The sequence below is a fragment of the Hyphomonadaceae bacterium BL14 genome (assembly GCA_027627705.1).
Lineage (GTDB): Bacteria > Pseudomonadota > Alphaproteobacteria > Caulobacterales > Maricaulaceae > Oceanicaulis.
In genome coordinates this window covers 20,307-44,780 of the sequence record CP091242.1, presented here as the reverse complement: position 1 = coordinate 44,780, position 24,474 = coordinate 20,307, and the positions used below count along the sequence as shown (strand labels likewise).

General features: G+C 64.6%; 23 protein-coding genes. 9 read left to right on the top strand and 14 right to left on the bottom strand.

What is annotated here, in order from left to right; all coding sequences use genetic code 11:
• Window positions 1–467: 467 nt before the first annotated feature.
• Both paaN and L2D00_00210 read left to right on the top strand, forming a co-directional pair.
• Complete coding sequence (paaN, locus tag L2D00_00215; GenBank protein WBQ13127.1) at window positions 468–2,177, top strand: phenylacetic acid degradation protein PaaN; 1,710 nt, start codon at window positions 468–470, stop codon at window positions 2,175–2,177.
• The gene (locus L2D00_00210; protein ID WBQ13126.1) at window positions 2,174–2,620 is read left to right on the top strand and encodes a PaaI family thioesterase; all 447 of its coding nucleotides are present in this window, start codon (window positions 2,174–2,176) and stop codon (window positions 2,618–2,620) included. Before paaN ends, L2D00_00210 begins: the two co-directional genes overlap by 4 nt.
• On the opposite strand, the gene L2D00_00205 is transcribed toward L2D00_00210, so the two are convergent.
• The 3 genes from L2D00_00205 to L2D00_00195 form a co-directional block, all read right to left on the bottom strand.
• Window positions 2,598–4,076 carry an AMP-binding protein gene (locus L2D00_00205; GenBank protein ID WBQ13125.1) on the bottom strand — a complete coding sequence of 493 codons (1,479 nt, stop codon included), beginning with the start codon at window positions 4,074–4,076 and terminating at the stop codon, window positions 2,598–2,600. The genes L2D00_00210 and L2D00_00205 overlap by 23 nt on opposite strands.
• Complete coding sequence (locus tag L2D00_00200; protein WBQ13124.1) at window positions 4,073–5,317, bottom strand: thiolase family protein; 1,245 nt, start codon at window positions 5,315–5,317, stop codon at window positions 4,073–4,075. The genes L2D00_00205 and L2D00_00200 overlap by 4 nt, the downstream gene beginning before the upstream one ends.
• 107 nt (window positions 5,318–5,424) lie before the next feature.
• Window positions 5,425–6,873, bottom strand: a complete 1,449-nt coding sequence (locus L2D00_00195) for a carotenoid oxygenase family protein (GenBank protein ID WBQ13123.1) — start codon at window positions 6,871–6,873, stop codon at window positions 5,425–5,427.
• Window positions 6,874–7,048: 175 nt separating this feature from the next.
• Here L2D00_00195 and L2D00_00190 point away from each other — a divergent pair, with 175 nt between their 5' ends.
• Both L2D00_00190 and L2D00_00185 read left to right on the top strand, forming a co-directional pair.
• On the top strand, window positions 7,049–8,284 hold the full coding sequence (locus L2D00_00190) for an acetyl-CoA acetyltransferase (GenBank protein ID WBQ13122.1): 1,236 nt from the start codon (window positions 7,049–7,051) through the stop codon (window positions 8,282–8,284).
• Window positions 8,281–9,495 carry an acetyl-CoA C-acyltransferase gene (locus tag L2D00_00185; GenBank protein WBQ13121.1) on the top strand — a complete coding sequence of 405 codons (1,215 nt, stop codon included), beginning with the start codon at window positions 8,281–8,283 and terminating at the stop codon, window positions 9,493–9,495. Before L2D00_00190 ends, L2D00_00185 begins: the two co-directional genes overlap by 4 nt.
• Window positions 9,496–9,660: 165 nt before the next feature.
• Here L2D00_00185 and L2D00_00180 read toward each other — a convergent pair whose 3' ends face one another.
• From L2D00_00180 to L2D00_00150, 7 genes are all read right to left on the bottom strand, one after another.
• Window positions 9,661–10,365, bottom strand: coding sequence for a hypothetical protein (locus L2D00_00180; protein ID WBQ13120.1), 705 nt, complete (start codon window positions 10,363–10,365; stop codon window positions 9,661–9,663).
• A gap of 89 nt (window positions 10,366–10,454) precedes the next feature.
• Window positions 10,455–11,561, bottom strand: a complete 1,107-nt coding sequence (locus tag L2D00_00175; GenBank protein WBQ13119.1) for a hypothetical protein — start codon at window positions 11,559–11,561, stop codon at window positions 10,455–10,457.
• 40 nt (window positions 11,562–11,601) lie between these two features.
• Window positions 11,602–12,705 (bottom strand): hypothetical protein, encoded by a 1,104-nt coding sequence (locus L2D00_00170; GenBank protein ID WBQ13118.1) that lies wholly within the window; start codon window positions 12,703–12,705, stop codon window positions 11,602–11,604.
• Window positions 12,702–13,670: a hypothetical protein gene (locus L2D00_00165; protein ID WBQ13117.1), complete on the bottom strand. Its 969-nt coding sequence runs from the start codon at window positions 13,668–13,670 to the stop codon at window positions 12,702–12,704. The genes L2D00_00170 and L2D00_00165 overlap by 4 nt, the downstream gene beginning before the upstream one ends.
• A gap of 51 nt (window positions 13,671–13,721) precedes the next feature.
• The gene (locus L2D00_00160) at window positions 13,722–14,765 is read right to left on the bottom strand and encodes a hypothetical protein (protein WBQ13116.1); all 1,044 of its coding nucleotides are present in this window, start codon (window positions 14,763–14,765) and stop codon (window positions 13,722–13,724) included.
• A 131-nt stretch (window positions 14,766–14,896) separates the two neighbouring features.
• Window positions 14,897–15,700, bottom strand: a complete 804-nt coding sequence (locus L2D00_00155) for a helix-turn-helix transcriptional regulator (GenBank protein WBQ13115.1) — start codon at window positions 15,698–15,700, stop codon at window positions 14,897–14,899.
• 635 nt (window positions 15,701–16,335) lie between these two features.
• Window positions 16,336–16,938 carry a TetR/AcrR family transcriptional regulator gene (locus L2D00_00150; GenBank protein ID WBQ13114.1) on the bottom strand — a complete coding sequence of 201 codons (603 nt, stop codon included), beginning with the start codon at window positions 16,936–16,938 and terminating at the stop codon, window positions 16,336–16,338.
• A 116-nt stretch (window positions 16,939–17,054) separates the two neighbouring features.
• On the opposite strand from L2D00_00150, the gene L2D00_00145 reads away from it, so the two are divergent.
• Window positions 17,055–17,717 (top strand): hypothetical protein, encoded by a 663-nt coding sequence (locus tag L2D00_00145; GenBank protein WBQ13113.1) that lies wholly within the window; start codon window positions 17,055–17,057, stop codon window positions 17,715–17,717.
• 23 nt (window positions 17,718–17,740) lie between these two features.
• Entirely contained in the window at window positions 17,741–18,661 is a 921-nt protein-coding gene (locus L2D00_00140; GenBank protein ID WBQ13112.1) for an SDR family oxidoreductase, read from the top strand.
• Window positions 18,662–18,815: 154 nt separating this feature from the next.
• On the opposite strand, the gene L2D00_00135 is transcribed toward L2D00_00140, so the two are convergent.
• Window positions 18,816–19,913 (bottom strand): GNAT family N-acetyltransferase, encoded by a 1,098-nt coding sequence (locus L2D00_00135; protein ID WBQ13111.1) that lies wholly within the window; start codon window positions 19,911–19,913, stop codon window positions 18,816–18,818.
• Between the two features lie 96 nt (window positions 19,914–20,009).
• On the opposite strand from L2D00_00135, the gene L2D00_00130 reads away from it, so the two are divergent.
• Window positions 20,010–20,797, top strand: a protein-coding gene (locus L2D00_00130; GenBank protein WBQ13110.1) for an IS5 family transposase whose coding sequence is annotated in 2 segments (ribosomal slippage) — window positions 20,010–20,343 and window positions 20,343–20,797 — 789 coding nt in all. Because the reading frame shifts where the segments join, the coding sequence is not laid out codon by codon here.
• A 106-nt stretch (window positions 20,798–20,903) separates the two neighbouring features.
• Here L2D00_00130 and L2D00_00125 read toward each other — a convergent pair.
• On the bottom strand, window positions 20,904–21,155 hold the full coding sequence (locus tag L2D00_00125) for a hypothetical protein (protein WBQ13109.1): 252 nt from the start codon (window positions 21,153–21,155) through the stop codon (window positions 20,904–20,906).
• Window positions 21,156–21,346: 191 nt separating this feature from the next.
• Between L2D00_00125 and L2D00_00120 the strand changes: the two genes are divergently transcribed.
• Window positions 21,347–22,134, top strand: a protein-coding gene (locus tag L2D00_00120) for an IS5 family transposase (protein ID WBQ13108.1) whose coding sequence is annotated in 2 segments (ribosomal slippage) — window positions 21,347–21,680 and window positions 21,680–22,134 — 789 coding nt in all. Because the reading frame shifts where the segments join, the coding sequence is not laid out codon by codon here.
• A gap of 445 nt (window positions 22,135–22,579) precedes the next feature.
• A complete protein-coding gene (locus L2D00_00115; protein ID WBQ13107.1) occupies window positions 22,580–22,792 on the top strand; it encodes a hypothetical protein in 213 nt (70 codons plus the stop codon).
• Window positions 22,793–22,974: 182 nt separating this feature from the next.
• On the opposite strand, the gene L2D00_00110 is transcribed toward L2D00_00115, so the two are convergent.
• Together L2D00_00110 and L2D00_00105 are read right to left on the bottom strand one after the other, a co-directional pair.
• Complete coding sequence (locus L2D00_00110; protein WBQ13106.1) at window positions 22,975–23,700, bottom strand: formylglycine-generating enzyme family protein; 726 nt, start codon at window positions 23,698–23,700, stop codon at window positions 22,975–22,977.
• An 18-nt stretch (window positions 23,701–23,718) separates the two neighbouring features.
• The gene (locus L2D00_00105) at window positions 23,719–24,303 is read right to left on the bottom strand and encodes a hypothetical protein (GenBank protein ID WBQ13105.1); all 585 of its coding nucleotides are present in this window, start codon (window positions 24,301–24,303) and stop codon (window positions 23,719–23,721) included.
• Window positions 24,304–24,474: the final 171 nt, after the last annotated feature.

Below are 24,474 nucleotides of genomic sequence, written 5' to 3'. Positions count from 1 at the left end.
GGGCCGCGCCAGAGAAGGCAGACCTCAGGCCGCGAGCCGGCGCGCCGCCTGCCAGCGCGGCACCATGCCTAGTCTGGAGGGTCTCGCACTGATCGCGACGGTGTTCCGGATTGACATGGTTGTAGACGGAAGCGGGGTTGACGGCAATTGAGCGCGGCCACCCTGTCGACAGGCATCAGGGACATGCCGCCACGCCCGGTCAGGCACCAGCTGCCCCCTCAACGGGCATCGCGGCCCGGGGTGGGTTTGATGCAAGGGGCGGGGGTGGGCGTCGGGTCAGAACGAGTCTCTGTTGGCTGGGCTGACGGGTCAACGCCAGTGTAGGACAATATGTTCCTACTACGAGCCGGGCGATGGTTGCAAAATCGAAAGCCGTACAATCAGACCTCACCCATGACGCTTGCACCATCATACCTGCCAGCCCCACCATGACGGATATCACTGCGATGACTGCCCCGGAGCCTGATATGACCGCGTCACCTGCAGACCTCGCCAAACGCCATGCACCCCAGCTTCAGGCGGCCCTGAACGCCTGCGCCACGCGCGAGCAGTGGAGCCCGTTCAAGGAATCGCCGAGCTCGAAAATCCATGGCGAGGCGCGCCCGGCTGAAGGCAAGTCCGGTTTCGAGGCGCTGCTCGGCAAGGCTTTTGAGCTCGATCAGCCCGGCACTGTCGGCACAGTTGGTCACGAGATCTCGCCCTACACGCTCGAGCCGCTTGGGATTGCCTATCCCAAATCAGATCCCGACACGCTGTTCGACGCCGCCCGCGCGGCGATGAAGCCCTGGGACAGGCTGAGCCCGGCCGAGCGCGCCGGCGTCTGTTTTGAAATGGCGTTCGCGCTGGAGGAGCAGGCCTTCATCAATGCGCACGCGACCATGCATACCGCCGGTCAGGCTTATCTGATGGCGTTCTCCGGCAGCGGCGCCAATGCGCTTGATCGCGGGGTGGAAGCGCTTGCCTATGCCTACAAGGCGATGGCGGACGTCCCGCGCGCCGCCGAATGGGAGAAGGATTTCGGACGCACCGGCCGGGTGCGCCTGAAGAAAAGCTTCCGCCTGCGTCCGCGCGGCGTTGCGGTGGTGGTGTGCTGCGCGACCTTCCCCTTGTGGAACGCCTATCCGGCGGTGTTCGCCAACCTCATGACGGGCAATGCGGCCATCCTGAAGCCCCACCCCAACGGCATTTTGCCCGTGGCGCTCGCCGTGCGGCGCATGCGCGAGGTGCTCGTCAAAGCCGGCCTCGACCCAAACATGGTGCTGCTGGCCGCCGATGAGCGCGAGGCCCCGATCACGATCGAGCTTCTCAAACACCCTGCCTGCGCAATCATCGACTATACCGGCAGCCAGCGTTTCGGCACCTGGATCGAGGAACATTGCGCAGACCGGCTTGTCTATACCGAAACAGCCGGATGCAATGCGGTGGTGCTGGACAGTTTTGATGATATCGACGCCTGCCTTGGCGGACTGGCCAACGGGCTGTGCGGCTTCTCCGCCCAGATGTGCACCAGCCCGCAAAACATCCACATCCCTGCGCAGGGCGTGCGCGTGCAGGGAGAGGCGATGGATTTCAAGGCGGTAGCCACGCGCATCGCAGACGCCATCGCAGAGCGCATCGCCAGCCCGGCGCGCGCCGCGGGGCTGTGCGCTGCGGTTCAGGCCGAGCAGTCGCTGGAGCTGATCAAGCAGGTGCGCGCACGCGTGCTGGCGTCAGGCGGCGAGGTTTTGCTGGATTCGCGCCCCTACGCCCACCCTGATTTTCCCAAGGCGCGCACCGCCACGCCACTTGTGGTGTCAGTGGATGCCAGCCAGATCGATCTGTACGGCGAAGAAGTTTTCGCCCCGGTCTGCTTCCTCATCCGGGAGGCCTCCAGCGAGGCGGCGCTGGAGAACGCGGCGCGCATTGCGGCCGAACGGGGCGCGATCTCGTCCTATCTCTATTCGGCCGACCGGGACTTCATCGCCGACGCCCAGGACCGGTTTGCAGACGCCGGCGCGTCGCTGTGGATCAATATGGATGACCGCATGCCGATCAATTTTGCGGCGGCGTATTCCGATTATCACGTCACCGGGCTGAACCCGGCCGGCAATGCGTGCCTGGCTGATCTGGCCTTCGTGGCGAACCGGTTCCGCATCGTCCAGTTCCGCGAGCCTGTACCGGCCGGAGCCGCACAGTGAGCGCTGTCCGGTTTGAGGGCTCGGGACTGGATATCCTGGCCGCCTGGCGCGACGCCGGACGCATTGCCGGCTTCGCCAGCCTGCTGGGTTTTGACGTGGCGGCGTTTTCAGACGGTGAGGCGCGTCTGGAATGCCCGGTCATGCCCGATCACGCCAACCTGATGGCCGGCGTGCATGGCGGCGTGATGGCCGGATTGATGGATGCGGCGACGGGGTGCGCCCTGCTGACACGGCTTGAAGAGGGTCAGCGCTTTGCCACCACTGATCTTCAAATCCGCTATGTCCGCGCAGCGCCGATCTCGACCCCGCGCCTGACCGCGCACGCCCGGATCCTTCATCACGGGCGCACGCTCGCCATTGCCGAGTGTACGGTGTCGTCAGACGAAGGCATTCACGCGCGCGGCACAGCCGGGATGATGATCAAGTCCCGTCCGGCTCGCTGAACAGCGCCGCCACCTCCCGCCGGACCACCTTGCCCACCGGATTGCGCGGCAGCGCGTCGACGCGGTGGATAATTTTGGGTGCCGCGACGGTGCCGATGGCGTCCTTCACCGCGGCGCGCAGAATGTCGTCCGTCACCGTTGGCACCGCCACGACCGCCGCCTCCACCCGCTCGCCCCAATAGGCGTCGGGTGCGCCGAACACGCAGACCTCGCTGACGCCGTCCACAGCCAGCAGGGCGCGCTCCACCTCGGCAGGATAGACATTGAAGCCGCCCGTGATCAGCATCTCGCGCGAGCGTCCGCGGATGAACACGTGCCCGTCCGGGTCAATCCGGCCCAGATCACCCGTGCGCAGCCAGCCATCATGCGTGGCGAGCGCCTCGCCGGTCAGATAGCGCGGTGCCACCACCGGACCGCGCGCCAGAATTTCCCCTGTCCCTTCTGCGTCAGGCTGGTCGATGCGCAGCTGTGCGGACGGGCAGGCCCGGCCGGCGCTTTCCAGCTTGCCGGTCGCCGCCATCTCGCCCGCAGTCATGGCGCAAAGCACCATGGGCGCTTCGACCAGGCCATACATGACCGCCAGCTTCGGCCCAAAGGCCGCCCACGCCCTGCGGATCTGAGCCGGGGCCATAGGCGCTGCCGAGTAGATCAGCTCACGCAGCGCGGCAAACCGCTCGGGCCTCGCCAGCCCGCTTTCCGCCAGCTTGATGATCAGCGTCGGCGGCATGAAGGCGAGCGTCACGCCTGCGCGCTCCATGGTGTCAAGCAAGGGCGCAGGCGACAGGTCTGACGCTATGACATGGCGTCCGCCCGCGATAAGAACGGGCAGGAGAAAATGAAAGGCGCCGTGGGACAGCGGCGCGGCGGCCAGATTGACGTCGCTTTGCGTCACCGCAAAAACCCGGGTGATCTCGTCTGCCACTGTGGCGATCACGCGCTGGGTTTGGGCCACCGCCTTGGGCCGCCCGGTCGTGCCTCCGGTGAGCTTGATGCTCATCAGGTCATCGGGCACCAGCGCCGGCAGTGTGAAGGTTTCGGCCGACGCGCTGAGCGTATCCAATCCTGACGGGTCTCCGGCGCGAAATGTCGCCACCGGCGCCCCGCCACCGCTGAGGCAGGCCTTGCAAGCCTCATCCATCAGGATCAGCGCCGGCTGCAGCGTGCGGCAGATCTCGTCATTCAGCGCCAGGGCGCTTTTGGGATTGAGCGGCAACCAGGCATGGCCCGCCATGAACACGCCAAACATCGCCACGACGTGATCGGCATGATTGCGCGCGGCGATAGCGACAACCGTCCCGCACCTGTCTCCCAGACGCTGGCGCAGCCCCGCGCCGAGCGCCATCGCCCGCCGGGCCAGATCGCGATAGCTGAGCTGCACGCCCAGATCGTCTTCCAGCGCGATCGCGTCCGGCCAGCGCTGCGCCGCTTCCAGAAACCGCGCAATGGGTGCCGTCATGCCGGGCGCTCCAGCACGGTCACGGCGGTGGCGGCCTCCTCGCATTGCAGGAAACCGCCGCCATTCTCCGCCACGGCGATGCGGGCACCGGACACCTGGCGCGGACCGGCTTCGGCGCGCAGATGCAGGCAAAGCTCGTACAGCTGCGCAATGCCCGTCGCACCGACCGGATGCCCCTTCGAGATGAGGCCGCCCGACGGATTGACGGGAACCCGCCCGCCCAGCGTGGTGTGGCCAGCTTCGGCAAACGCCCCGCCCTGCCCCACTTCGCACAGCCCGAGATTTTCCACTTGCTGGACTTCAGCATAGGCCGTGGCGTCATGAACCTCGGCCAGGTCAATATCGCGCGGACTGATGCCGGCGGACTCATAGGCCGCCAGCGCCACGCGGCGCCCGACATGTGCGGCGAAATCAGCCGGCGCGCGGTCTGCCCCGCTGCCCAGAGCAAAGCCGCGCAATTTCACCGCCCTCGCCCGGGCCGCATGCGGGACCGCTCCCGCCGCCATCAGCACCAGGGCGGCGGCACCATCGCTGACCGGGGCGCACATAGCGCGGGTGAACGGCCACACGATCAGCTTGTCGGCGAGGACTGCCTCAATGCTCATCGCCGAACGGTATTGGGCCAGCGGGTTCAGCGTCGAATGGCCGTGATTCTTTGACGCCACCGCCGCCAGCTGGCGCTGGGTGGAGCCAAACGTCTTCATGTGCAGGCGCGCAAAGGCGGCATAGCTGTCCATGAAGAAGCTGCGGGGCTGGGCCTCCTGACCCCGCAGCGCCTCGGGAATGAGCTCGCTGGCCAGACCAGAAACCTCGGCATGGACGCGATCCACCGTCTCGATATCCGTGCCGCCGCGAAACGCAGCCGCGACTTGTTCGGGCCGGTCGGGGAAAAACATTTTCTCGGCACCCACCACCAGCACGCACGAGTACATCCCGGCCCGGATGGCGGCGGCCGCCTGGATAACAGCGGTGGAGCCGGAGGCGCAGGCATTCTCCACATTGACCACGGGGATGGCGCCGATGCCCATCGCGCGCAGCGCCACCTGGCCGCGGATCGTGTTCTGGCCTTCCAGCATGGGCTGGCGCGTATTGGAGAACCAGGCCGCCTCAATCCGGTCCGGGCCGATGCCGGCGTCCGCCAGCGCCGCGTTCACCGCCTCGGCGGTGAGAGACTTCACACTGGTCTCAGGACGCTTGCCCATCGCCGTCATGGCGATCCCGGCGATGTAGAGCGCGGTCATTCAGAGGATGACTCCAGCCGTTTGATCAGAGCGGAGAACGCGGCAAGTGGCCAATAACCCCCGACATCCTCAAGCCTGCGAACCTGGCGCAGGATGCGGCGCGGGCGTCAGAGCGCACTGATCTGGTGGCCAGGGGCCCAGGCACCGTGGAAACCAGCCGGCACGCGTTGGGGTAACTTCACGCGTGCCAGGGGCGGCTGCGAGAAATCCTTTGCATTCAGGATCAACGCTTCGGATGCACCGCTTTGCGCATCGAAGATGAAGCTGATGACATAGCCGTCATCCTCATCCTTCGCATCGATTTTGGGCGCATAAGCCGGCTCGGAGCCAAACCGTCCGGGGCCAAACGGATGCGCCACGCCCTGCCCGATTGAGAGATCGTACTTCACCAGCCCGTCAAAGAGCTGGGTCTGTGTGTTGGGAATGGAGACGTGGTAGGAATACCGGCTCTTGCGCCCCGTCCTGTCTAGATTGATCACCGGGAACTCTGTAACCCGGTCATCCACTGGACGCTCGGTGACGGCACCGGTCTTCAAATTGAAGCGCCACTCATGCAGCACGGCCTGCAGCGCCAGCACGCCGACCATAGGCGCGTATGGACCGAAAGCCGGGTCGGGGCGCAAGCCATTGGGGATCATCTTGCAGGCGAAGAAGACGATCTCGTCACCCTCCTCCCACGCATTGACGCCATGATAGATGTAGCACGGGTCAGCTTCGAACCAGCGCACATCGCCGGTCCCGTCCTTGCGCAGCACGCCGAACCTTGTGGCCTGGCCCTTGGGCTGGTGGATCTGCCACATGCCGTTGCGCATGCCGGACTCGGTGAACACGACCGGCAAATCCATCAGCACCATGTAGTTTTTGGTGATCGCCATGTCGTGGGGAAGGCGGGGCCCGGGGAGTTCAATCTCGCGAAACCAGCTGAGCTCATTGTCGCGTGAAATCACTCCGGCGCTCATCACCGGCCTGTACAGGTCATAATCGAAAAACACGAACTCGCCGGTTTCGGGGTCCACCTTGGAGTGGGCCGATACATTGCCGGGCAAACGCCCTGAAAACGTCTCTGTGCGCACCGTCTCGAGCGTGCGCGCATCCACCCGCACCGGCTGGCCCGACACATACCACAGCGCCATCAGCGAGCCATTGTGGAAGACCACGTCGGTATTGGCGGTATCCTTGTAGGTGGTGGGCTGGCGGGTCTTGTTGGCGGGCATCATGATGCCACCGGCATCCAGCGCACTGGCGCGTTCGGCCTCGTGATCAGCCGAGCGGATATAGCGATTGCGGTATTCCGCCTTGCCGTTCTCGAAATAAATGCCGTGCAGCATGCCGTCGCCGTCGAACCAGTGATGCATGCCTTCCGGCGCGTTGAGCGGGTTGGGTCCGTTGCGCACATACAGACCGTGCAGATCGCGCGGGATTTCACCCTCCACCTCCAGGTCCAGGGCCGTCACTTCCTGGCGCACGGGCGCGTAGATGCCCTTCAGATAAGGGTTCAACTGGTTGAGCGGGGTGCTGAGCTCCTCGCGCTCGAACTGCGTGACGATCATGGTCATGGCGGCTCTCCATCAGATCCAGCGGGCGCAACGCCGCCGTGTCAGCCAGTCTGAAGTGTGCTGCGTCCCCGATCCAGTGACAAGGCCGGGTCCGTTCAAGCGGGGCAGTGAGCGCTTGTCTCACCCGCCCCAATGCCCCTAGCTTCGGCTCTCAGACTGCCGAAAGGAACGGGCGATGGGCGCGGACGTGTTCATTCTGGGCGGGGCGCAGACCGATTTCGCGCGCAACTGGACCCGCGAGGGGCTGGACCTCAAGGCCCTGATGGGCGAGGCAATGCTGGCCGGGCTCGACGATGCGCGCCTGGAGCCTTCACAGATCGAAACGATCCATATCGGCAATTTCGCCGGCGAGCTGTTCTGCGGTCAGGGCCTGCTGGGCGGCTTCATCGGGCATATTCACCCCGGTCTGGAAGGCCTGCCGACCATGCGCCACGAGGCGGCCTGCGCGTCGGGCTCAATGGCGATCCTCGCGGCGATGGCCGATATCGAGTCCGGGCGCTATGGCGTGGCTGGGGTGCTGGGCGTGGAGATGATGCGCAACGTTCCCGGCCAGACAGCTGCCGAACATCTGGGTGCCGCCGCCTGGACGGGGCGCGAAGCGCTGGGCGCGACCTATGTCTGGCCGGCCATGTTCTCCGATATCGCCGAGGAATACGATTCCCGCTTCGGGCTCGAGCGCGCCCATCTGGCTGAAATCAGCCGCATCAACTTCGCCAACGCCAAGCGCAACCCACACGCACAAAGCCGGGGCTGGAGCTTCACTGACGCCAGCTTTTCCGAAAATGACGAGGCCAACCCGGTCATCGAAGGGCGCATGCGCAAATCCGATTGCGGTCAGGTCACGGACGGCGCCGCGATGATCGTGGTGGCCGGCGCAGACGCGGCGCGCGCCCATGCGGCGCGCACGGGTCAGCGTCTGGAGGACATTCCGAGGATCAAGGGCTGGGGCCACACCACAGCGCCGCTTCTGCTGGAGACCAAGCTCGCCGCCTCGCGCGGGCGCAATGATGGCTGGATGTTTCCCTGGATGCGCAAGGCCATGACCGACGCCTATGCCCGCGCCGGGGTATCAGGTGCCGACGGGATTGATGCGTTCGAGACCCATGACTGCTTCTCCATCACAGAGCTGGCCGCCATCGAGCATTTCGGCATCACCGCGCCAGGGCGCGCGGGCGAGGCGGTGGAGGACGGGCGCATCGCGCTGGGCGGACGTTGCCCGGTCAATCCGTCGGGCGGGTTGATCGGGCTTGGCCATCCGGTGGGCGCCACCGGCGTTCGCATGGCGCTGGACGCCGCGCGTCAGGTTCAGGGACGCGCCGGAGACTGTCAGGTCGAAGGCGCGCGCAACGTGGCCACTTACAATGTCGGCGGCTCGGCCACCGCCAACGTCTCATTGGTGATCGGCGCATGAAACTGACAGATGCCCATATCTACGACGCGGTCCGCACCCCCCGCGCCAAGGGCCGGGAGGATGGCGCGCTGGCGAAGCTGGGCGCACATGAGCTGGTCGCCCAGCTTGTGGCGGCGCTCAAGAATCGCGCCGGGGCGGACGCTGTTGACTCAGCCAGCGCGCTGCTTCTGGGCTGTGTCGGTCAGATTGGCGCCCAGGGCGGGAACATCGCCTTGGTCAGCCGCCTCCATGCCGGCCTGCCCCATGATATGACGGCATGGACGCTCAATAATTTCTGCGTGGCGGGACTCACGGCTGCGGGGCAAGCGGCCGCGCTCGCCAGCGCGGGCGAAAACCGCCTGATGCTGGCGGGCGGGGTGGAGATGCTCAGCCAGGTGCCCTTCATGGGCGACAAGGCGAGCTATTACACGAACCCGGATCTGGCGCGGGCGCTGCGTTATGCCCCCGTCGCCCTGGCAGCCGACTTGCTGGCCACCAAAGCCGGGCTCGACCGGGTAGCGCTGGACCATGAAGTCATCACCTCCCACCAACGCGCCGCGCAGGCCTGGGCTGACGGACGCAATGACGCCGCCGTGATCCCGGTCCAGGGGGTGGATGGTGGTGCTCTGCTGGACTTCGATGAATGCATCCGTCCCGGCATGGACCAGACGGCGCTGGACGCTTTGCCCCCGGCGTTCGAAAAGCTGGGCGCGGCGGGTTATGACGCGATGATGCTGGCGGCTAATCCCGGGCTGGACCGCATCGGGCATCTCCATTCCATCGCTCACTGCCCGCCCATGGCCGACGGCGCGGCGCTGGTCCTGATCGGATCGAAGGCTGCGGGCGACGCTGCCGGGCTGAAGCCCAAGGCGCGCATCCGCGCCCGGATGGACACCGCCGGCGATCCGGTGGATCAGCTCACAGCAGGCTTCGCCGCCATGGACGCGCTGCTGGCGCAGACCGGGCTGTCCTTGCGCGATTTTGACCGTATCGAGTTCATGGAGGCTTTCGCCGCCGTGCCCGCCCTCTTCCGCCGTGACCGTGACGCCGACCCCGAGCGGGTCAACGTGAATGGCGGCCATCTGGCCATGGGCCATCCGATGGGGGCCACCGGTGCCATCCTGCTGACCACTCTGGTCCACGAGCTGGAGCGCTGCGGCGGATCGTTGGGCCTTGTCGTCGCCCATGGCGGGTCCGGCACCGGGTCGGCCATGATTGTGGAGCGCACATAAGCCCGTCTGCAGGGGGCGACCCGAAGCCCTGAACGCGCACGCTCCCATCAGCCCTGAAGCGATCACCGCCAGAACACTCAGCCGGCCGGCGGCCCGGCGTTTCGAGCCTGGTACAACTCTCTCAACGCCAGAAAGTCAATCAGGTCTTGCACCGATACCGTGCGGCTAGTCTTGATTGGCCGGGTCCAAGAAGAACCCTACTGCGAGTGTGGCGATCAGGGCGGCTTCCCGGTCTTCGGAACCTTCCGGCGGGAGGTAGAGCAAAGGCCGCATACGCTGATAATCCATCCCGGCGATCAAAACGCCATTTTCATCGCGGATCACGTAGCCGGGCACCCGGCCTGTCGGAAGGCTGACACCGCTCAGCCGCGCCGTTTCCAATCTGAGCACCCGGCCCTGCCAATGCAGTTCCGCCGCACGCTCATTGGCCACAAGCTGGCGCAGAATATTGTGGCTACGCGCCACGGCCAGCTCAAACCGGTCCTCGACCGCAACACCCGAACGCGTGAAGGTGCACACGAAGCTCAGCTCGTTTCTGTCGAAACCGACCCAGCCAAACTGGAACTGGCTTTGCCCGCCTTCACATTGCGCGGCGACAGGAGAGTCCGTGAATGACCCGCCCTGGTTCACGGTCCACTGGGCCCTCGCCCCCTGGCCAGAGAACATGTCGCCAAACACATTCGCCCGGCTGGCGCGACGGCGCTCCTCTCCGGAAAACCCGGCGGCGGTCCACCGTCCCATGCCGCGAAACGTCGGGTTAAGATCCATTTGCACCGCTTCTGTGCGCGCGATCATGCCCTCAATCGGATCGACGATGTCTTCTTGAGCAGAGGCTGCCAAAACAGATGCAGCAAAGATGGCTTCGAACATGAATATCCTCCTTGGGACTGTGCTGGTGTGCGGCAGAAGGCGCGTGTGTTCAGAGTGCCCGCACTGACTGTGCCTGGCTCCCTCCTCAGTCAGCCCGGCATTTCGAGGGGCGCCGGTCTGAGGCCTGAGGCAAGCTCGCGAAGGATGGTCGTGGCGGCTGCCGGGTCCGCGCAAGGCATCGATGCGTCCCGTATCGGGCCTGAACTGAGCCCATCGCTGCGCGATCCGTCGGCTTCGATGATGCGGCTGATCACTTCAAGGTTATCGGGACGGTACACCACCGAGAGGCGCCCCTCGTCTGGAACGAGGCCATGCCAATCGAACGGGATGCGTAAGGTCTCGAGCTGGGCGAAACCGCCGCGCGCGTCCACCGCCGCGAGCGTCACATAGACCATCGGCCGGGGAGTGCCGGCGCGCAGTTCACCGGACATGTGCTCGCCCATGGCCTCGCTGAACCGCGCCTCTTCGTCATACACGGCGTCCAGCACGAACTGGCGGCCCGCCGGCAGCTCCTCGATCACTGGCGCGGGCGTGCAGGCCCCGATGAAATCATCAAGACGCGGCAGCCAGGCTTCCATTTCACCATCACCGATGGTGACGGCTCGAACCCCCGCGCGCACCGGGTCTGTGTGCACACCGGTCCGGGCGAAGGCCGCATTGAGAAGGCTGGCGGCCTGACCGGCATCGTCGCAGGCGACGGCGATGCGCGCGCGCGGCTGGACCGGACCGCTGAAATCCGGCTCGCCGGCCTCGTTCAGCGTCCAGACCCGGCCCTCAAAGCCGATCGAATTGCGGTGTCCGGTCTGAAGATACAGCTCTCCTTCGCGAGCGAAGGCATGAAGCGCGTCTGCTCCCGCAGAAAATCGAAATACTGCTGGGAGCTCACCTGACCTGGCGAGATTGGCAGAGAATGTCACAGGTGGTTCGCCAAGCCAGAACAGGGTGCCGCCTGGCTGCAGCGATCCGCCGTACCCGCACGCCCGGCTGGCCAGGCCGGCGGCATCCGTCAGATCGCCAACGCCGACAAACCGGTCGAAAACGCTCATCTCCTCCGGAGCGGACAATCCGGCTTCCGGCTGCGACGCGCTCTGCGCCTGCATCGCTGGCGGCATCACCTGTTCGGCAGCCAGGATCGCCCCGGTCGCAGCGACAACAGACACGCCGGCCGCGATGACGACCCTCGCAACGATGTTCATGTCCGGTACTCCCTTGATGGAAAACGGTGCGCGATTGCGTCTAGCGGACCAGTCTTGAGCGTTCGATACGACGGGGCGAAAGTCCGACCAGCCCATCAGCGCCGCGCCCTTCGACCCTGTTGAGTTCCACGACTCGGCCGCGCCACAGATCGGTGGGGTTCAGGTGCGACGCGTTGCTCAGAATGATAAGATCGCCTTCCAGACGCCAACGCGCGAATAGCTGACCGGGATCATCGCACGCGAATGCAGGCCTGACCCCGCCGTCAGCGCTGAGCGAGAGATCGCATGCCCCATGGCCGACCTCCTCAAATCGCCAGCGGCCGGCAAGCGCGGCCATGTCCAGGCCAGCTCCCGGGGGCGGCAGGGATGCGCCCTGCCGGTTGATTTCCCACTGCCCGGCCTCACGGCTGCTGCCGACGATGCGGATTGTGCCGCTTTGCTGACGGACCGACCCGCTCCAGACCGGCTGCCCCTGACGGTCCCCCACCAGAAGGGATCCTTGCTGGTAACGGAATCTGTCGGCGCGGCTGAACGGACCGCAATCCTCACCCTCGACCGTAATGCGGCCTCCGCCATTGGGCCCCCGGAACAGGGTCAGGTAGCAACGGCGCGGATAACCGTTTCGCGGGCTGACCTGATAGACGCCCAAAAGATCGCCCGGCCGAATCCGGCTCGCCTCTATGTCCGCCTGACGCTGTGCCTGCGGCTCGCCCCGCAGCCAGCGCAGCGGGCCCTCGCTCTCGGGAAGCAGCACGAACCGCTCGCCAGTCGACGCTTCGCCAATCCAGAAGGCAGCATCCCGGCCAGGCACCGCCCCGCGCCAGGCAGGCCGGAACCCGCCCGACCAGAAGGCAATCTGCTGGCGGCCCGTGCCCATACCACGCTCCAGGCCCCAGCGCTGCGCAGAGGCGAACGGCTCAGGGCAATCGCTCGCGTTGAGAACGAAATTTTCGCGAAGCTGATTGTACTGGCTCATCAGCTCGATTGTGCATATCCGCTCGCCCGCTTCGGTGAAAAGGCCGAACGGGCCAGAGAGATGCTCGCCGTAAAACGGGGCGGACTGGGCGAAAGCAGGAGCACCCGTCAGCTCCACAGCTGCGGCGAGGACGAAGGCTTTAACGCCTCTGTTCAGGGCCCGGCTCACCACGGATCCTCGTTCACGCGAAAGGGCGTTTGCGACACGCTCAGCCGCGCATTCGTTGCCCGCCGGAACTGGCTGTAGGTCCCGACATAGACTTGATAGACACCCGGCTCAGCGTCCTGGAGCACGACCTGGGCGCGCTCGTCCACCTCACCCATGTCATCGGAACAAATGGCCACGCCGGACGGGGAGACCACATCCATCACCACATCCGCGTCCCCGTCGGCCATGAAGACCAGCGCGCCTTGCTGAGCCGTCCAGGTGATCTCGGCGGTGGGCGTGTCGCCCGTCCAGCCGGGGCAACGGCCCGATTGCCGTTCGCCATACACATCCATGGAGCCCAGGCGGAACCCGTATCCGGTCTGAACCTCCAAGGTGAGCGGGTCAGGTGCGAAGCCGGGTGCCAGCGTGATGGCCTGCACCGGCGCAGCCAAGGCCCGGGCATTCGGCGCGCTAAACGGACGCGCAAAGGGCGGCGCTTCGGAGATGACCAGCAGAGCGTCGGATTCACGATCGGAAAAATCGCCCACCCAGACTTTCCAGGACCCGGCCAGCGGATCCGGATAGGACAAGGCCGCATTTGATCCACGGCGCGCGCCCTCGTCATCGCACCGCCAGGCACCGGCGGGATCCATCACGGCCAGCGTGGTGTCGGCGCTGCCTGCGGTGAAGATGGTCAGGGCAGGTGCGCCTGCGCCGACCTGCAACACCACCGTCGGGGCCTCGGTGACCACGCCATAGCAACCCCTGGGAAACCCGGAGCGGCGCGCCGCGAAAGCGCCGCCTGACCGCACGGCGATAACATACGGATCGGGCATGTCTGCAGTGACGGCGTGGATGCCAAAAACCGGCGGCGCTTCGGGCGCGACCGTCCCGGCCCCGCCGCCAAAGCCGGTGATCTGGGCCTGCGCCGGTGCGCTGAGCGCGACAGCCAGCGCCGTGCAGGCTATGATCAAACTGGTTTTCAAAACTCACTCCGCTGTGTCGTTTGCGCCAGAAACCGTCTCCGCGAAACCAGTCTAGCGCATCGCCCTGATCGCAGCCTCGCCAGCGGCGATGTCACGGCAGGGAATGTCGATCTGGCGCACCGGATCGCCCGGCTCGCTGTGGGCACGTCTGCCATCGGCCCATATCTGGAAATGGCGTACGGCGATCGCATCCCAGTTGAGGCTGGGGCCAAAACCGCTGGCCGTCGGCCCGTAGGCCGCCGTCTCGGACAACGGGATGGCATAACGCGAGATCATGGCGCCATCATCCCAACGCTGGGCGATATCCAGATCGAGGAAGTCGTCCACGCCCCGGATCCAGTCGCCGGTTTCCGGGTGCGAGATATCTTCCCAGGACCGCTGACGGCGCACCGAAGCGCCAATAATCCAATGGCCTGAGACGGCCGTGGATATGTCCGTGACGCCGCATGCCGTGGCAATCTCGCTCACCGCGCCGCCTGCAAACTGTTCCAGCGCCGCCTGAACCGGATCAAACCGGGCGCCGCGCTCGGCAAACAGGCTGTTGAGCGCGGCCGCAGCGGCGAGGGGATTGGCGCACAACCCGTACCATTCGGCATTCTGTTCAAGGGGATCGCTGTTAAGGGGCTCACCGCGCTCATCCAGCACGAACACGCGGGCATTGAAGCGGCCTTCGGCCACCATGATGACAAGCTCACCCTCGCTGCTGGACGCATGCAGCTGGTCAGCGGGTGCGCTGTACCGGCCGACAGCCGGGAACGCGCCGCCCGATGTGGAATGCATCAGCAGGGTGCCAGGGTTTTCGCCGACGATCGCCAGCCGGGTTTCATTGGGGCCGACCGGGCCTGAGAACCCGCACAAGGCATTGATCTGGTCCAGCTGGACCGCAGAGTGGTGATCGCCTGTGATGAACAGGTCATAGGGCGTCGCGGCCGTCCGGCGCGCCTGCGCCGCCGTTTCAGCCTGGACCGCTGCGCCGTCATCGGCCGGCGCAGGCATGTATCCATTGGCCCGCGCCCAGTTTGCACCGGCCACAGTCGCTGCCGCCAGAATGACTACGCTTGCCAGCGCGCCAGCGGCTCTGCCCAGATCCGACATCGTTAAGTCCCCCAGCCTCCCCGAAAGGCCAGCTTCAGTGGTAGAGCGCCTGTCGGGTTCGGCCTAGCGATGCATTTTCATCGCAATTGAAGGGATGAAGCCGGCTACCGACTGATTTATGTCAGCCGGCATCAGTCCGCGTCGGGCGGCGGACGCAGATCAAGCAGGTCCCCGGCGACGGCCTGTGCGATAGCCTCGGCCGTTGTCTTGGCACCCAAAGCGGTGCGGGCGGCGCGAAGGCGGCGGTCAACAGAAATGCGCGCAATGCCGAGATGGTCGGAAATCTGGTCCGTTCGCCACCCCAGCGCGAGCAGCGCCAGGACCTCGCTCTGCTTGTCGGTGAGTACCGGGACCGGTCCATCGGCGCGTTCGCGTGTGAATGCGCGCACGCACACCGCAACATTGGCTTCGCGTTCCAACACTGAATAGGCGTTTCCGCCCAGCCTGTGATGCAGAAGGTGCGCCGCCGCCACGAGTATGTGGTGGTGCATCGCGCAGGCGCGGCTGAACGCCTCGGCATCCATGTCTGAAATGTACATCAGCGCCGCATAGCAGGGCTTGGAGAAGCCGGTGGTCGGCAAGGGCACGATCAGATTGGCGCTAAACCCGTGGCGCGCTTTGAGTTCGAGAATCTCGCGCGCCTTGACCTCGAGCGGCGGCATCAGGTCGAGAATGCTTGCCCCGGACACGAAGGGCGAGGTGTAGCCCAGCAGAAAACGCTGGAAATCATAATCGTTTTCCGGCCCGTGCTGGCTGAACAACTCCTCCAGCCAGTCACCGGGACATGTGGAGTGATGCATCAGCCTGCTGGGGGCATGACCGACCGGCACATTTTCAGCCTCTTGCGCGAAGCCGGCCATATAGCTGATATCGGAGAAACCGGCCTGTAGAGCGCCCTGATGAAGCGCGCTGAACAGCCTCCCGGTCGAATGCAAGGCCTGCAAACCTTCCAGAAGAGTGCACACCCAAGGCAATGAAGGCGCAAGATCTGGCGTTGCTACTTCGCGTGCGCTTTGGCCCGACTCCGGCTGGACGCCGGCAGCGGGATGCTTTTTACCCATGTGTTCCTAGCCCCCGGCCCTCTAATCACAGAAAGATGTTCTGACAACATTCTGTCTAGACGGACCGGCTGATAGAGGCAAACATCGCTTCGAACGCTGGCGTTCGGGCCGGATCACCTGGAGATTCAATGTTCGGCCGGCGGCCTTGCGCTGGCGTTTCGCCGCGAACATGGGCCGTAACAGGTTCCACCAGAACCGAACGGCTCCGTTTATGCGGACATCACCGTCTCCCACGCGCCATGCCTCGTCCCGACGGGATGGCACCACCCGGCAGCGATCAGGATGCAGAACAGACACGGGTTGAAAAATATGGCGGAGGGGACGGGACCGGCGTCGAACGTTCTCCACCCTAAGTCATTGTTATGGTTAAGTTGTTGAATTATTCGAGCGTTTAGGCGGCATCCACCGCATCTCCATCAGTGGCAATCTGGGTGTCCGGGACAGTGCCGTTGCCAAGCGTGCGGCGCTTCGGGGATGGTCGAGTCAGAGGCCAAGGGACAATCTGACGGTCAAGGACCCTCGGGCCTGAGGCCGCGCAGGAAGATGTCGATGGCTTCGGATCTCAGGCCCGGCCCGACGCGCGGCGAGGCGCCGAATAGCGCTCCGTGCAGGACCATGCCGTCGACGAGGCTTGCCAGCGCCCGCCCGGCCGAGCGCGTGTCTAGGTCGGGGCGTACCTCGCCCACCGTCAAGAGATGCGTGAGCGCTGAGGCATAATGGTCGCCAAGGCCGTCGAAATGCCCCGACAGTGTTCGGGCGACATCGCCGCTCGCGAGACCCGGACCATACACCTCGAAGAACACGCGGATGAGCGCCGCCTCATCCTCGGGCACCTCCATTGCGCCGCGCAAGCCGTCCAGAAAGGCCTGAAGCGACGGCGGCCGCGCCTCCGCGCGCAGCCGCTCGGCCATGCGCCCGAAATACCGGTCGATCATCGCCTCGGCGACGGCCTCCTTGTTGGCGAAATAGAGATAGAGCGTGCCCTTACCCAACCCGGCAGCCGCGGCAAGATCGGCGATCGTCGAAGAATGATAGCCCTTTGCCGCGAAGGTCTTCACGGCGGCTTCGAGTATCGCGGTCTGCATCGCGTCGCGATCGACGATCTTCGGCATCCAGAGCCCTTCCCATCAAAACCGGTCCCGCGTCATGGAACGAAAATGACTGGACGTCCAGTCATTATCAGGATTATGGTTGACCGGTCAGCCATAATAACACGAGGATCCCGCCTATGCCCCCCACAGCCGAGCCGCGGTGTCGCGGCACCCATAGCGCCGAAGGGCAGGTGACATGGCACTATTCAGGGCGCATCGACGGTCTGGTCGGCACCGGTGCGACCGGTGCGGAACGCGCGCTCGGCTACGGCAGCGCGGCGGTTCTGACGCTGCTGATCGTGGGTGACGACCTTCTGCGGGTGGAGCCTGTCGCGCAGGCGGGATGGCAGGTCGCGCTGCTGGCCCTCTTCGCGTTCGACATCGCGGGCGGCGCAGTGGCGAACATGCTGAATTCCTGCAAGCGCCTTTATCATTCTCCGCCGCGGCCCGAGGAAGGCGCGATCTTGCGCGCGCTGAAGAACCCGAGGCTCTTCACCGCCCTGCACGTCCACCCCTTGCTGATCGTCTGGGCCTTCGGCGGATCGCTCGCCCATGCGGCGATCTGGTACCTTCTGCTGCAGGTCGCGGTTTGGGGGGTGCTGGCCACCCCGCTCTACCTGCGGCGCGCGCTCGCGACCGCGGTGTCGATGCTGGCCATCATCGGCGCGCCGCTGGTCCTGCCGCTGGGGGCCGGACTCGGCTGGGTGGTCCCGGCGCTGTTCGTGAAGCTGGTCCTCGCCCATGCCGTGCGGGAGGAACCCTATGCCGCGCCGTCGCAACTGGCCCTGTCTTCGCGATGAGCGGCGCGTGCGTGGCGGGCGGGATGAAGGGCACCCGGGGCAGGCCCACGGTTCTGGTCGCGGGTGCCAGCGGCTATCTCGGCCGCCACCTTGTCGCCGAGTACAAGGCGCGCGGCTGGCAGGTGCGCGCCCTGGTCCGGAGCAGGGAGGCGGCGCGGCGGGCGAGCCTCGACCCGGATGACATGTGCCTCGCCTCCGCGACCGACCCCGCGCGCCTCAGCGGCGTGATGGACGGCGTCGACCTTGTCATCTCGGCGCTCGGGATCACCCGGCAGCGCGACGGGCTGAGCTACCGTGCCGTTGATTTTCGCGCGAACGCGAACCTTCTCGACGAGGCGCTGGCCACGGGCGTAAAGCGCTTCGCCTATGTGCACGTGCTCAACGCCGAGGCGATGGCCGGTGTGCCGCTCGTCAATGCGAAGCGCGCCTTCGTCGAGCGCCTCGCGCGTGCTCCGATCCCCGTGACCGTGGTCTGCCCCTCGGGCTTCTTCCCGGACACGGAGGCCGTTCTCGACATGGCGGCCTCCGGCCGGGTCTGGCTTTTCGGCAACGGGGGCCGGCGCCTCAACCCGATCCACGGTGCCGACCTCGCCTCGGCCATGGCGGATGCGATCGACGAAGGGCGCGAGAGGCTCGACATCGGCGGGCCGGACATCCTCAGCCAGCGCGCTCTTGCCGAACTGGCCTTCGCCGCGATCGGGCGTCCGGCCCGGATCACCTGCCTGCCCGACGCGCTGCGGCGCATCGCGCTGCGCGCCCTGGCAATCTCCCCTCCGGTCTCGCCGGCAGGCCCCGCCAGGTTCTTCCTGACCGCCATGGGCCTCGACATGGTCGCGCACCCTCACGGCACCCGCCACGTCGCAGACCATTTCGCCACGGTGCTGCATGCGCGCCGTAGCACGCCGGAAGATGACCCTGCAGCCTGTCCGGCACGCGACTTGTGATCGATTCCGGCTTGCACCTCGAGGGGTGCAAGGGGCTCGAGGCATGGAAGGGGCGATGAATGGGTCGATCCCGGTCGCGAACGGCGGCGAAGAGAACGGGACCAGCAGCACGACTTCTGCAATGCGCCCGCCGCCGGACGAAGCCGCGAGCGCGTCACAACTCCTTGAAGTATCGAGCTACTGGCCACTTCTGGAACCCGAAGTTCTCATAGGCGCGTCGGGCGGGTGAGTGCCCGGAATCGTCAATGGTCTCGACCATGATCATCCGCATCCCGGCCGCGCGGATGTGCTCCTCCGCGAACCCCATCAGTCGCCGGCCGATGCCCCTGCGCTGGTGCTCGGGCGAGACGGCAAGGATGTAGATCTCGCCCATCCGGTCGTCGGCGTGGACCCGGATACCGATGAACCCGACCGGTTTCGCGCCGCGGCGGGCCAACCAGATGTTTTCTGGCTCGGTGTCCAGGAGCGTCGCGACATCTGCTCTCTGCCGCGCCTCCCATCCGTCCGGGTAGAACGTGTCGTAGACGAAGCCCGGCACGTCGTGCCGCGTTTTGGCGAAGACCGGCGTCGAGGCGGCGATGGCAAGATCGATCACCGCCTGCCGGTCGCCCGGGCGGAAGGGCGCGATCCCGACGTCGTCCCCGTCGATAGTCTTTTCCGGCTGCCGGCCGTTGCGTCCGGCGACCTCTCGAAGATGGCGCTGCCCGCGCGGGCTCAGGCGATAGCCGACCTCGAGGCTCTCGGTCAGCCCCAGCTCTTTCAAGCTGCGCACGCGACGTTTGAACGCCGGCTTGTCCATGCCTGTCTCAGTGGCAAGTTCTCCCGCAGGGCGGCCAGGGTGCCGGCCGATCAGATCGAGGACGCCGCGTGTCCACGCGCCGCCGCGGTTGCGGCGGTCGAGCCGGTCGAGCGCGGACGAGATCGCCGCGAGAGCGTCGGTATCGAGATCGTCGTCAGCCGCCAGTGCCCGCCGGTTGTCTGGTCTGTCGATTCGGAAGTCGATCCGGTAGAGGCGGCCGGGCCGGTCGCCCAGTTCTGCGAGCAAGGTGGCACGATCCCGCGCCCCGGCCGCACGCGCGTCGGACTCCGAGATATCGTCACGCGACACCTCGCGCAGGTCTTCGATGACCAGCTCTCCGACCGCAGTGCGCAGGCGACCGTGTGGCTTGACCGTCGGGCGACGCCAGACACGGAAGGCTGTCGTCACCTCGCCCAGTTCGATGGCGTTCAGAATGTCCTTCTTGAAGAGCATCCTTCAGCTCGTGTTTCTCCGGCGGATCACTAGGACCTGTTGACGAAGTGGATTCCCAACCCGCCCGAAGCGTGATTCAAGACTGGCTTTTGGGAGGTGGTCTTGGTTCGCGGTTTGATGACGGACGAGGAGTGGGCGTTCTTTGCGCCTTTCGTGGTGGCGACCGGAGGCAAGCGGGGCCGCCCGCCTTCTGATCATCGCCGCGTGCTGGACGGCGTGTTCTGGATCGCGCGCACCGGCGCGCCCTGGCGTGATCTTCACGACTATTTCGGTCCGTGGACGCGGGTCTACCGCCAGTTCCGCCGCTGGACGCTGTCAGGCGTGTGGGAGGTGATGTTGGAAGCGCTGGGCGAGAGCGGGGCCGTACCCGACAGTCTTCAAATGGTCGATTCCACTATCGTTCGCGCGCACCATCAGGCTGCGGGCGCTAAAGGGGGACTCAAAAACAGGGTTTTGGGCGCTCAAAAGGTGGCTTCACGACCAAAATACACCTTCGCACCAACGCTGAAGGGCTGCCCATAGCCGCTGAGATCACCGGCGGTGAAGTCTCCGACTACAAAGGTTATGAGGCGGTGATGGCCGCGCATGGCCCAGTCCCGCGCGTCCTGCTGGCCGACAAAGGCTATGACAGCGACAATATCCGAACATCGCTGGAAGCCGCCGGCGCCGTGCCGATGATCCCGGCGCGCCGAAACCGCAAGAACCCCGTCCAGATCGACGACTTCGTCTATGGGCTGAGAAACCGCATCGAGCGGTGCTTCAACAAGCTGCGCTGCTCACGCCGCCTCGCCACACGCTACGACAAGACCGCCGACAGCTATCTCGGCTTCATCCATCTCGCTTCAATCCGCCTGTGGTTCCGGTACTTTGTCAACAGCACCTAAAAACCTCAAGCTGCATTTAAATGCTATATATATGCGATTCAGTTTAAACAATTTAATGATGAAGGGCAATACAATTACAAAAATCATATCAATCTGCACTGTGGGCTCATTCGTCTGCTGCTCGCCGCTGAAGCGGTGCTTGGCAGTCGGCAAGGAAGCTCTCCAGGACGGGGTCATTGGGTTTGGTTGGCGAGCGCTTCAGGACACGTATGTAAAAATGCGTCAGCGCAGCGCGCCAGGCTGCCATTGGCTCCTCGCCCGGCCCCTCGCAGACCTCAAGCGCATGATCATACAGGCGAGCGAGCCATGCGAGCGTGCTGTAAACCTCATCGAGACGGCCACCAGCAGGCGCACGCATTCCAGATCTCTGCCCGCCCTCGCGCAAAGCAGCCAAGTGGAAGCGGCTGATGTTAACACTGGCCTGGTCTGCAGCGACCTGGCCAGGCTTTGGCGTTGCCTCGATGAGAGCAGCAATTAGGTTTCTAGGACCTGTTGACGAAGTGGATTCCCAACCCGCCCGAAGCGTGATTCAAGACTGGCTTTTGGGAGGTGGTCTTGGTTCGCGGTTTGATGACGGACGAGGAGTGGGCGTTCTTTGCGCCTTTCGTGGTGGCGACCGGAGGCAAGCGGGGCCGCCCGCCTTCTGATCATCGCCGCGTGCTGGACGGCGTGTTCTGGATCGCGCGCACCGGCGCGCCCTGGCGTGATCTTCACGACTATTTCGGTCCGTGGACGCGGGTCTACCGCCAGTTCCGCCGCTGGACGCTGTCAGGCGTGTGGGAGGTGATGTTGGAAGCGCTGGGCGAGAGCGGGGCCGTACCCGACAGTCTTCAAATGGTCGATTCCACTATCGTTCGCGCGCACCATCAGGCTGCGGGCGCTAAAGGGGGACTCAAAAACAGGGTTTTGGGCGCTCAAAAGGTGGCTTCACGACCAAAATACACCTTCGCACCAACGCTGAAGGGCTGCCCATAGCCGCTGAGATCACCGGCGGTGAAGTCTCCGACTACAAAGGTTATGAGGCGGTAATGGCCGCGCATGGCTCAGTCCCGCGCGTCCTGCTGGCCGACAAAGGCTATGACAGCGACAATATCCGAACATCGCTGGAAGCCGCCGGCGCAGTGCCGATGATCCCGGCGCGCCGAAACCGCAAGAACCCCGTCCAGATCGACGACTTCGTCTATGGGCTGAGAAACCGCATCGAGCGGTGCTTCAACAAGCTGCGCTGCTCACGCCGCCTCGCCACACGCTACGACAAGACCGCCGACAGCTATCTCGGCTTCATCCATCTCGCTTCAATCCGCCTGTGGTTCCGGTACTTTGTCAACAGCACCTAGCTTGGCGCAAATCTCGCCGAGTTCGCGGCAACATCCCCGGCTGAAAGTGCAGCCTGCGACGATCCAGATATGTTCTGCCAGCGTCCTCAATAACATTTGTAAGTGTAAGTCTTTCAGAAACTGGTATTTCATATTTCTGACATAAACAATCTATGTCACTATTTTCATAAAGCCCGCTCTCATCAATATAGATCAGATTCATGAGCTGCGATCAATATGCTGCCAAGATGCCAAGTGACTTTCAGAGTATCTGACCTTACGGGCTTATGGTTAATATCACCTACAAAAAAATTAATGCTCTTTATACGGATTGTTGTAGGCTGCGTGCAAAATCAAATAGCATTTCTCTTGAACGGCCATAATTTCTCTATAACGATGTATTTACAATAAAAGTCGCCTTGCAAGGCTATTTTGATAGCCGCGAGGCGTCGTTATAAACCAACTCATGCGAAACGCTGAAGCGTCACCCCAACACCCTGGCATCTTCGTGGTCTGGGATGGCATGGGGCTTGTGGCCAAGCGCGTCGAGCACATCGCCCACTCCGAGCCGCCGCGCGTCATCATCCACTCGGTCAATCCCGAATACCGCACCTATGAGCGTGACGCCGAGGAGGTCAGCATCGTCGGGCGGGTAATATGGGCTGCGAGGCGGTTGTAACGCCCTGCCGTCGGGTCTATGTCGCCAGGACGCGTTAGTCTGAGCTGGTCAGCGGCATATTGCCCGAACCAACGACCCGCTTCGCGGGACAGGGGCGCTTACGCCCACACTCAGCGCTTCAGCGCCCCCTCTCGTCATGGCCACAGGTAAACAGGTAAAAAAGCCAACAGTTAACCGCTTCCCTAATCGGGAAGCGTCCTCGCAAGACGGAACCCGATGTTGAGGTCCCGGAAGCCAGACGCGCCCCTGCTGCGGTTGGCGGAGCGCAGGCTCAGCGGGTTGTTGTACCACGAACCGCCGCGGAGGACGCGGTTAGAGCAATTACCAGTTGTGCGCGCAGAGCCGTCCGTCGGTGCGCCTGCATGGCTGTCGTTCCAACAATCCTCGACCCACTCCAACACATTGCCATGCATGCTCACGAGCCCCCATTTATTGGCCCAGAGCCGGTTGACCTCGACCATGCGGATGTAGCTGAAAACGACACCCTGCTTGCGGCTACGCAGCGTGTCGCCAAAGGCATAGGCCGTCGTCGTGCCCGCCCGGCAGCAATACTCCCACTCGGCCTCCGTCAGCAGGCGATAGCGCCGGCCCGTGCGTTCGTTCAGGAAGCGGATATAGGCCTGCGCATCCTCCCAGCTGACATGGATGACGGGCTTCCAGCCCCGGCCCCAACCCTCATCTGGTGGAAAGTATCCGTCACAGGCGCCAAGGCGCGCCGCCGAGTCCCATTCGCGGAAGGTGACAGGATATTTGCCCACCTCGAAGGCGTAGTCGATCCTCACTTCATGTTGGGGGGACTCAGACTCGCGATGACCCGGCTCGTTTTCCGGCGAGCCCATTACGAACCGGCCCGGCCTGATGCGCACCATGCGTGGCAGGATCAGTTTGCGCCGATTGAACAACCCCATGATCTGCCCTGTCCTGATTTATCTGAGTACGAGCTCGTTCACGGCGATCAGCAGCGCAAGATAGATCAGCGGCAACAGTATCGACACCAGCCCATAAATGACAAAGCGCACATCCTCGCGTGACAGCACCATCATTGCGGCAAACAGGACCAGCGTGGCGGGCCAGGCGACGATCGATAGAGGCGTCAGGATCAGCGGCGCCCAGCGCAAGGCAGACGACATATAGATAGGGAACGGGATGATGGCCTTGCCGCCATATTCTTCCAGATCAGCACTCGCCTCCTCGTCGATGCGGCGCACCACCAGCCAGAAATGGCGCAAAAACCCGGCCGCGAACAGGAGCCCTATGGTCAGATAGTCCTTCCAGAAGGCGGTAAGCTCGAGCTGTAGAAGCTCGAACACCCAGCCAAACAGGAATGCGGCGACTGGCCACAGCCAGGTCTGCACGAACTGTGCCCACCCGCCGAGAATGGTGCGGATCATGTCGGTCCAGAAGATCAGATCCTTGAGGATATTGGCGAACGTCAGCGCGCCGCCCACACCGATTATCTGCTGCACGCCGACCCCTCCGATCGTGCCAGCCCTGCGGCGTCCGAACATCATGCCCCCCTTTTCGGCCTGCACCCAAATAGGCGCAAACCTTAACCCGAAGCCCCGGATCTGGCTGTCACCCCATGGCAACACATGGCGCGCGGGCCGCCAGGGCAAGCAGGCATCGCGCGCCAGAAAGCCCGAAGGGCGGTTGTGCGCCTTCGTGGCGGAGGCTATCGCTCA

What these genes read in the sequence shown, in the direction of transcription:
- L2D00_00160 (WBQ13116.1), bottom strand. Translation starts at nt 14,765, where the DNA reads ATGTCGGATCTGGGCAGAGCCGCTGGCGCGCTGGCAAGCGTAGTCATT.
- L2D00_00150 (WBQ13114.1), bottom strand. Translation starts at nt 16,938, where the DNA reads ATGCCGAAGATCGTCGATCGCGACGCGATGCAGACCGCGATACTCGAA.
- L2D00_00175 (WBQ13119.1), bottom strand. Translation starts at nt 11,561, where the DNA reads ATGAACATCGTTGCGAGGGTCGTCATCGCGGCCGGCGTGTCTGTTGTC.
- L2D00_00135 (WBQ13111.1), bottom strand. Translation starts at nt 19,913, where the DNA reads ATGCTCTTCAAGAAGGACATTCTGAACGCCATCGAACTGGGCGAGGTG.
- L2D00_00145 (WBQ13113.1), top strand. Translation starts at nt 17,055, where the DNA reads ATGCCCCCCACAGCCGAGCCGCGGTGTCGCGGCACCCATAGCGCCGAA.
- L2D00_00205 (WBQ13125.1), bottom strand. Translation starts at nt 4,076, where the DNA reads ATGACGGCACCCATTGCGCGGTTTCTGGAAGCGGCGCAGCGCTGGCCG.
- L2D00_00190 (WBQ13122.1), top strand. Translation starts at nt 7,049, where the DNA reads ATGGGCGCGGACGTGTTCATTCTGGGCGGGGCGCAGACCGATTTCGCG.
- L2D00_00125 (WBQ13109.1), bottom strand. Translation starts at nt 21,155, where the DNA reads ATGCGTGCGCCTGCTGGTGGCCGTCTCGATGAGGTTTACAGCACGCTC.
- L2D00_00180 (WBQ13120.1), bottom strand. Translation starts at nt 10,365, where the DNA reads ATGTTCGAAGCCATCTTTGCTGCATCTGTTTTGGCAGCCTCTGCTCAA.
- paaN (WBQ13127.1), top strand. Translation starts at nt 468, where the DNA reads ATGACCGCGTCACCTGCAGACCTCGCCAAACGCCATGCACCCCAGCTT.
- L2D00_00115 (WBQ13107.1), top strand. Translation starts at nt 22,580, where the DNA reads ATGCGAAACGCTGAAGCGTCACCCCAACACCCTGGCATCTTCGTGGTC.
- L2D00_00140 (WBQ13112.1), top strand. Translation starts at nt 17,741, where the DNA reads ATGAAGGGCACCCGGGGCAGGCCCACGGTTCTGGTCGCGGGTGCCAGC.
- L2D00_00105 (WBQ13105.1), bottom strand. Translation starts at nt 24,303, where the DNA reads ATGATGTTCGGACGCCGCAGGGCTGGCACGATCGGAGGGGTCGGCGTG.
- L2D00_00110 (WBQ13106.1), bottom strand. Translation starts at nt 23,700, where the DNA reads ATGGGGTTGTTCAATCGGCGCAAACTGATCCTGCCACGCATGGTGCGC.
- L2D00_00185 (WBQ13121.1), top strand. Translation starts at nt 8,281, where the DNA reads ATGAAACTGACAGATGCCCATATCTACGACGCGGTCCGCACCCCCCGC.
- L2D00_00195 (WBQ13123.1), bottom strand. Translation starts at nt 6,873, where the DNA reads ATGACCATGATCGTCACGCAGTTCGAGCGCGAGGAGCTCAGCACCCCG.
- L2D00_00200 (WBQ13124.1), bottom strand. Translation starts at nt 5,317, where the DNA reads ATGACCGCGCTCTACATCGCCGGGATCGCCATGACGGCGATGGGCAAG.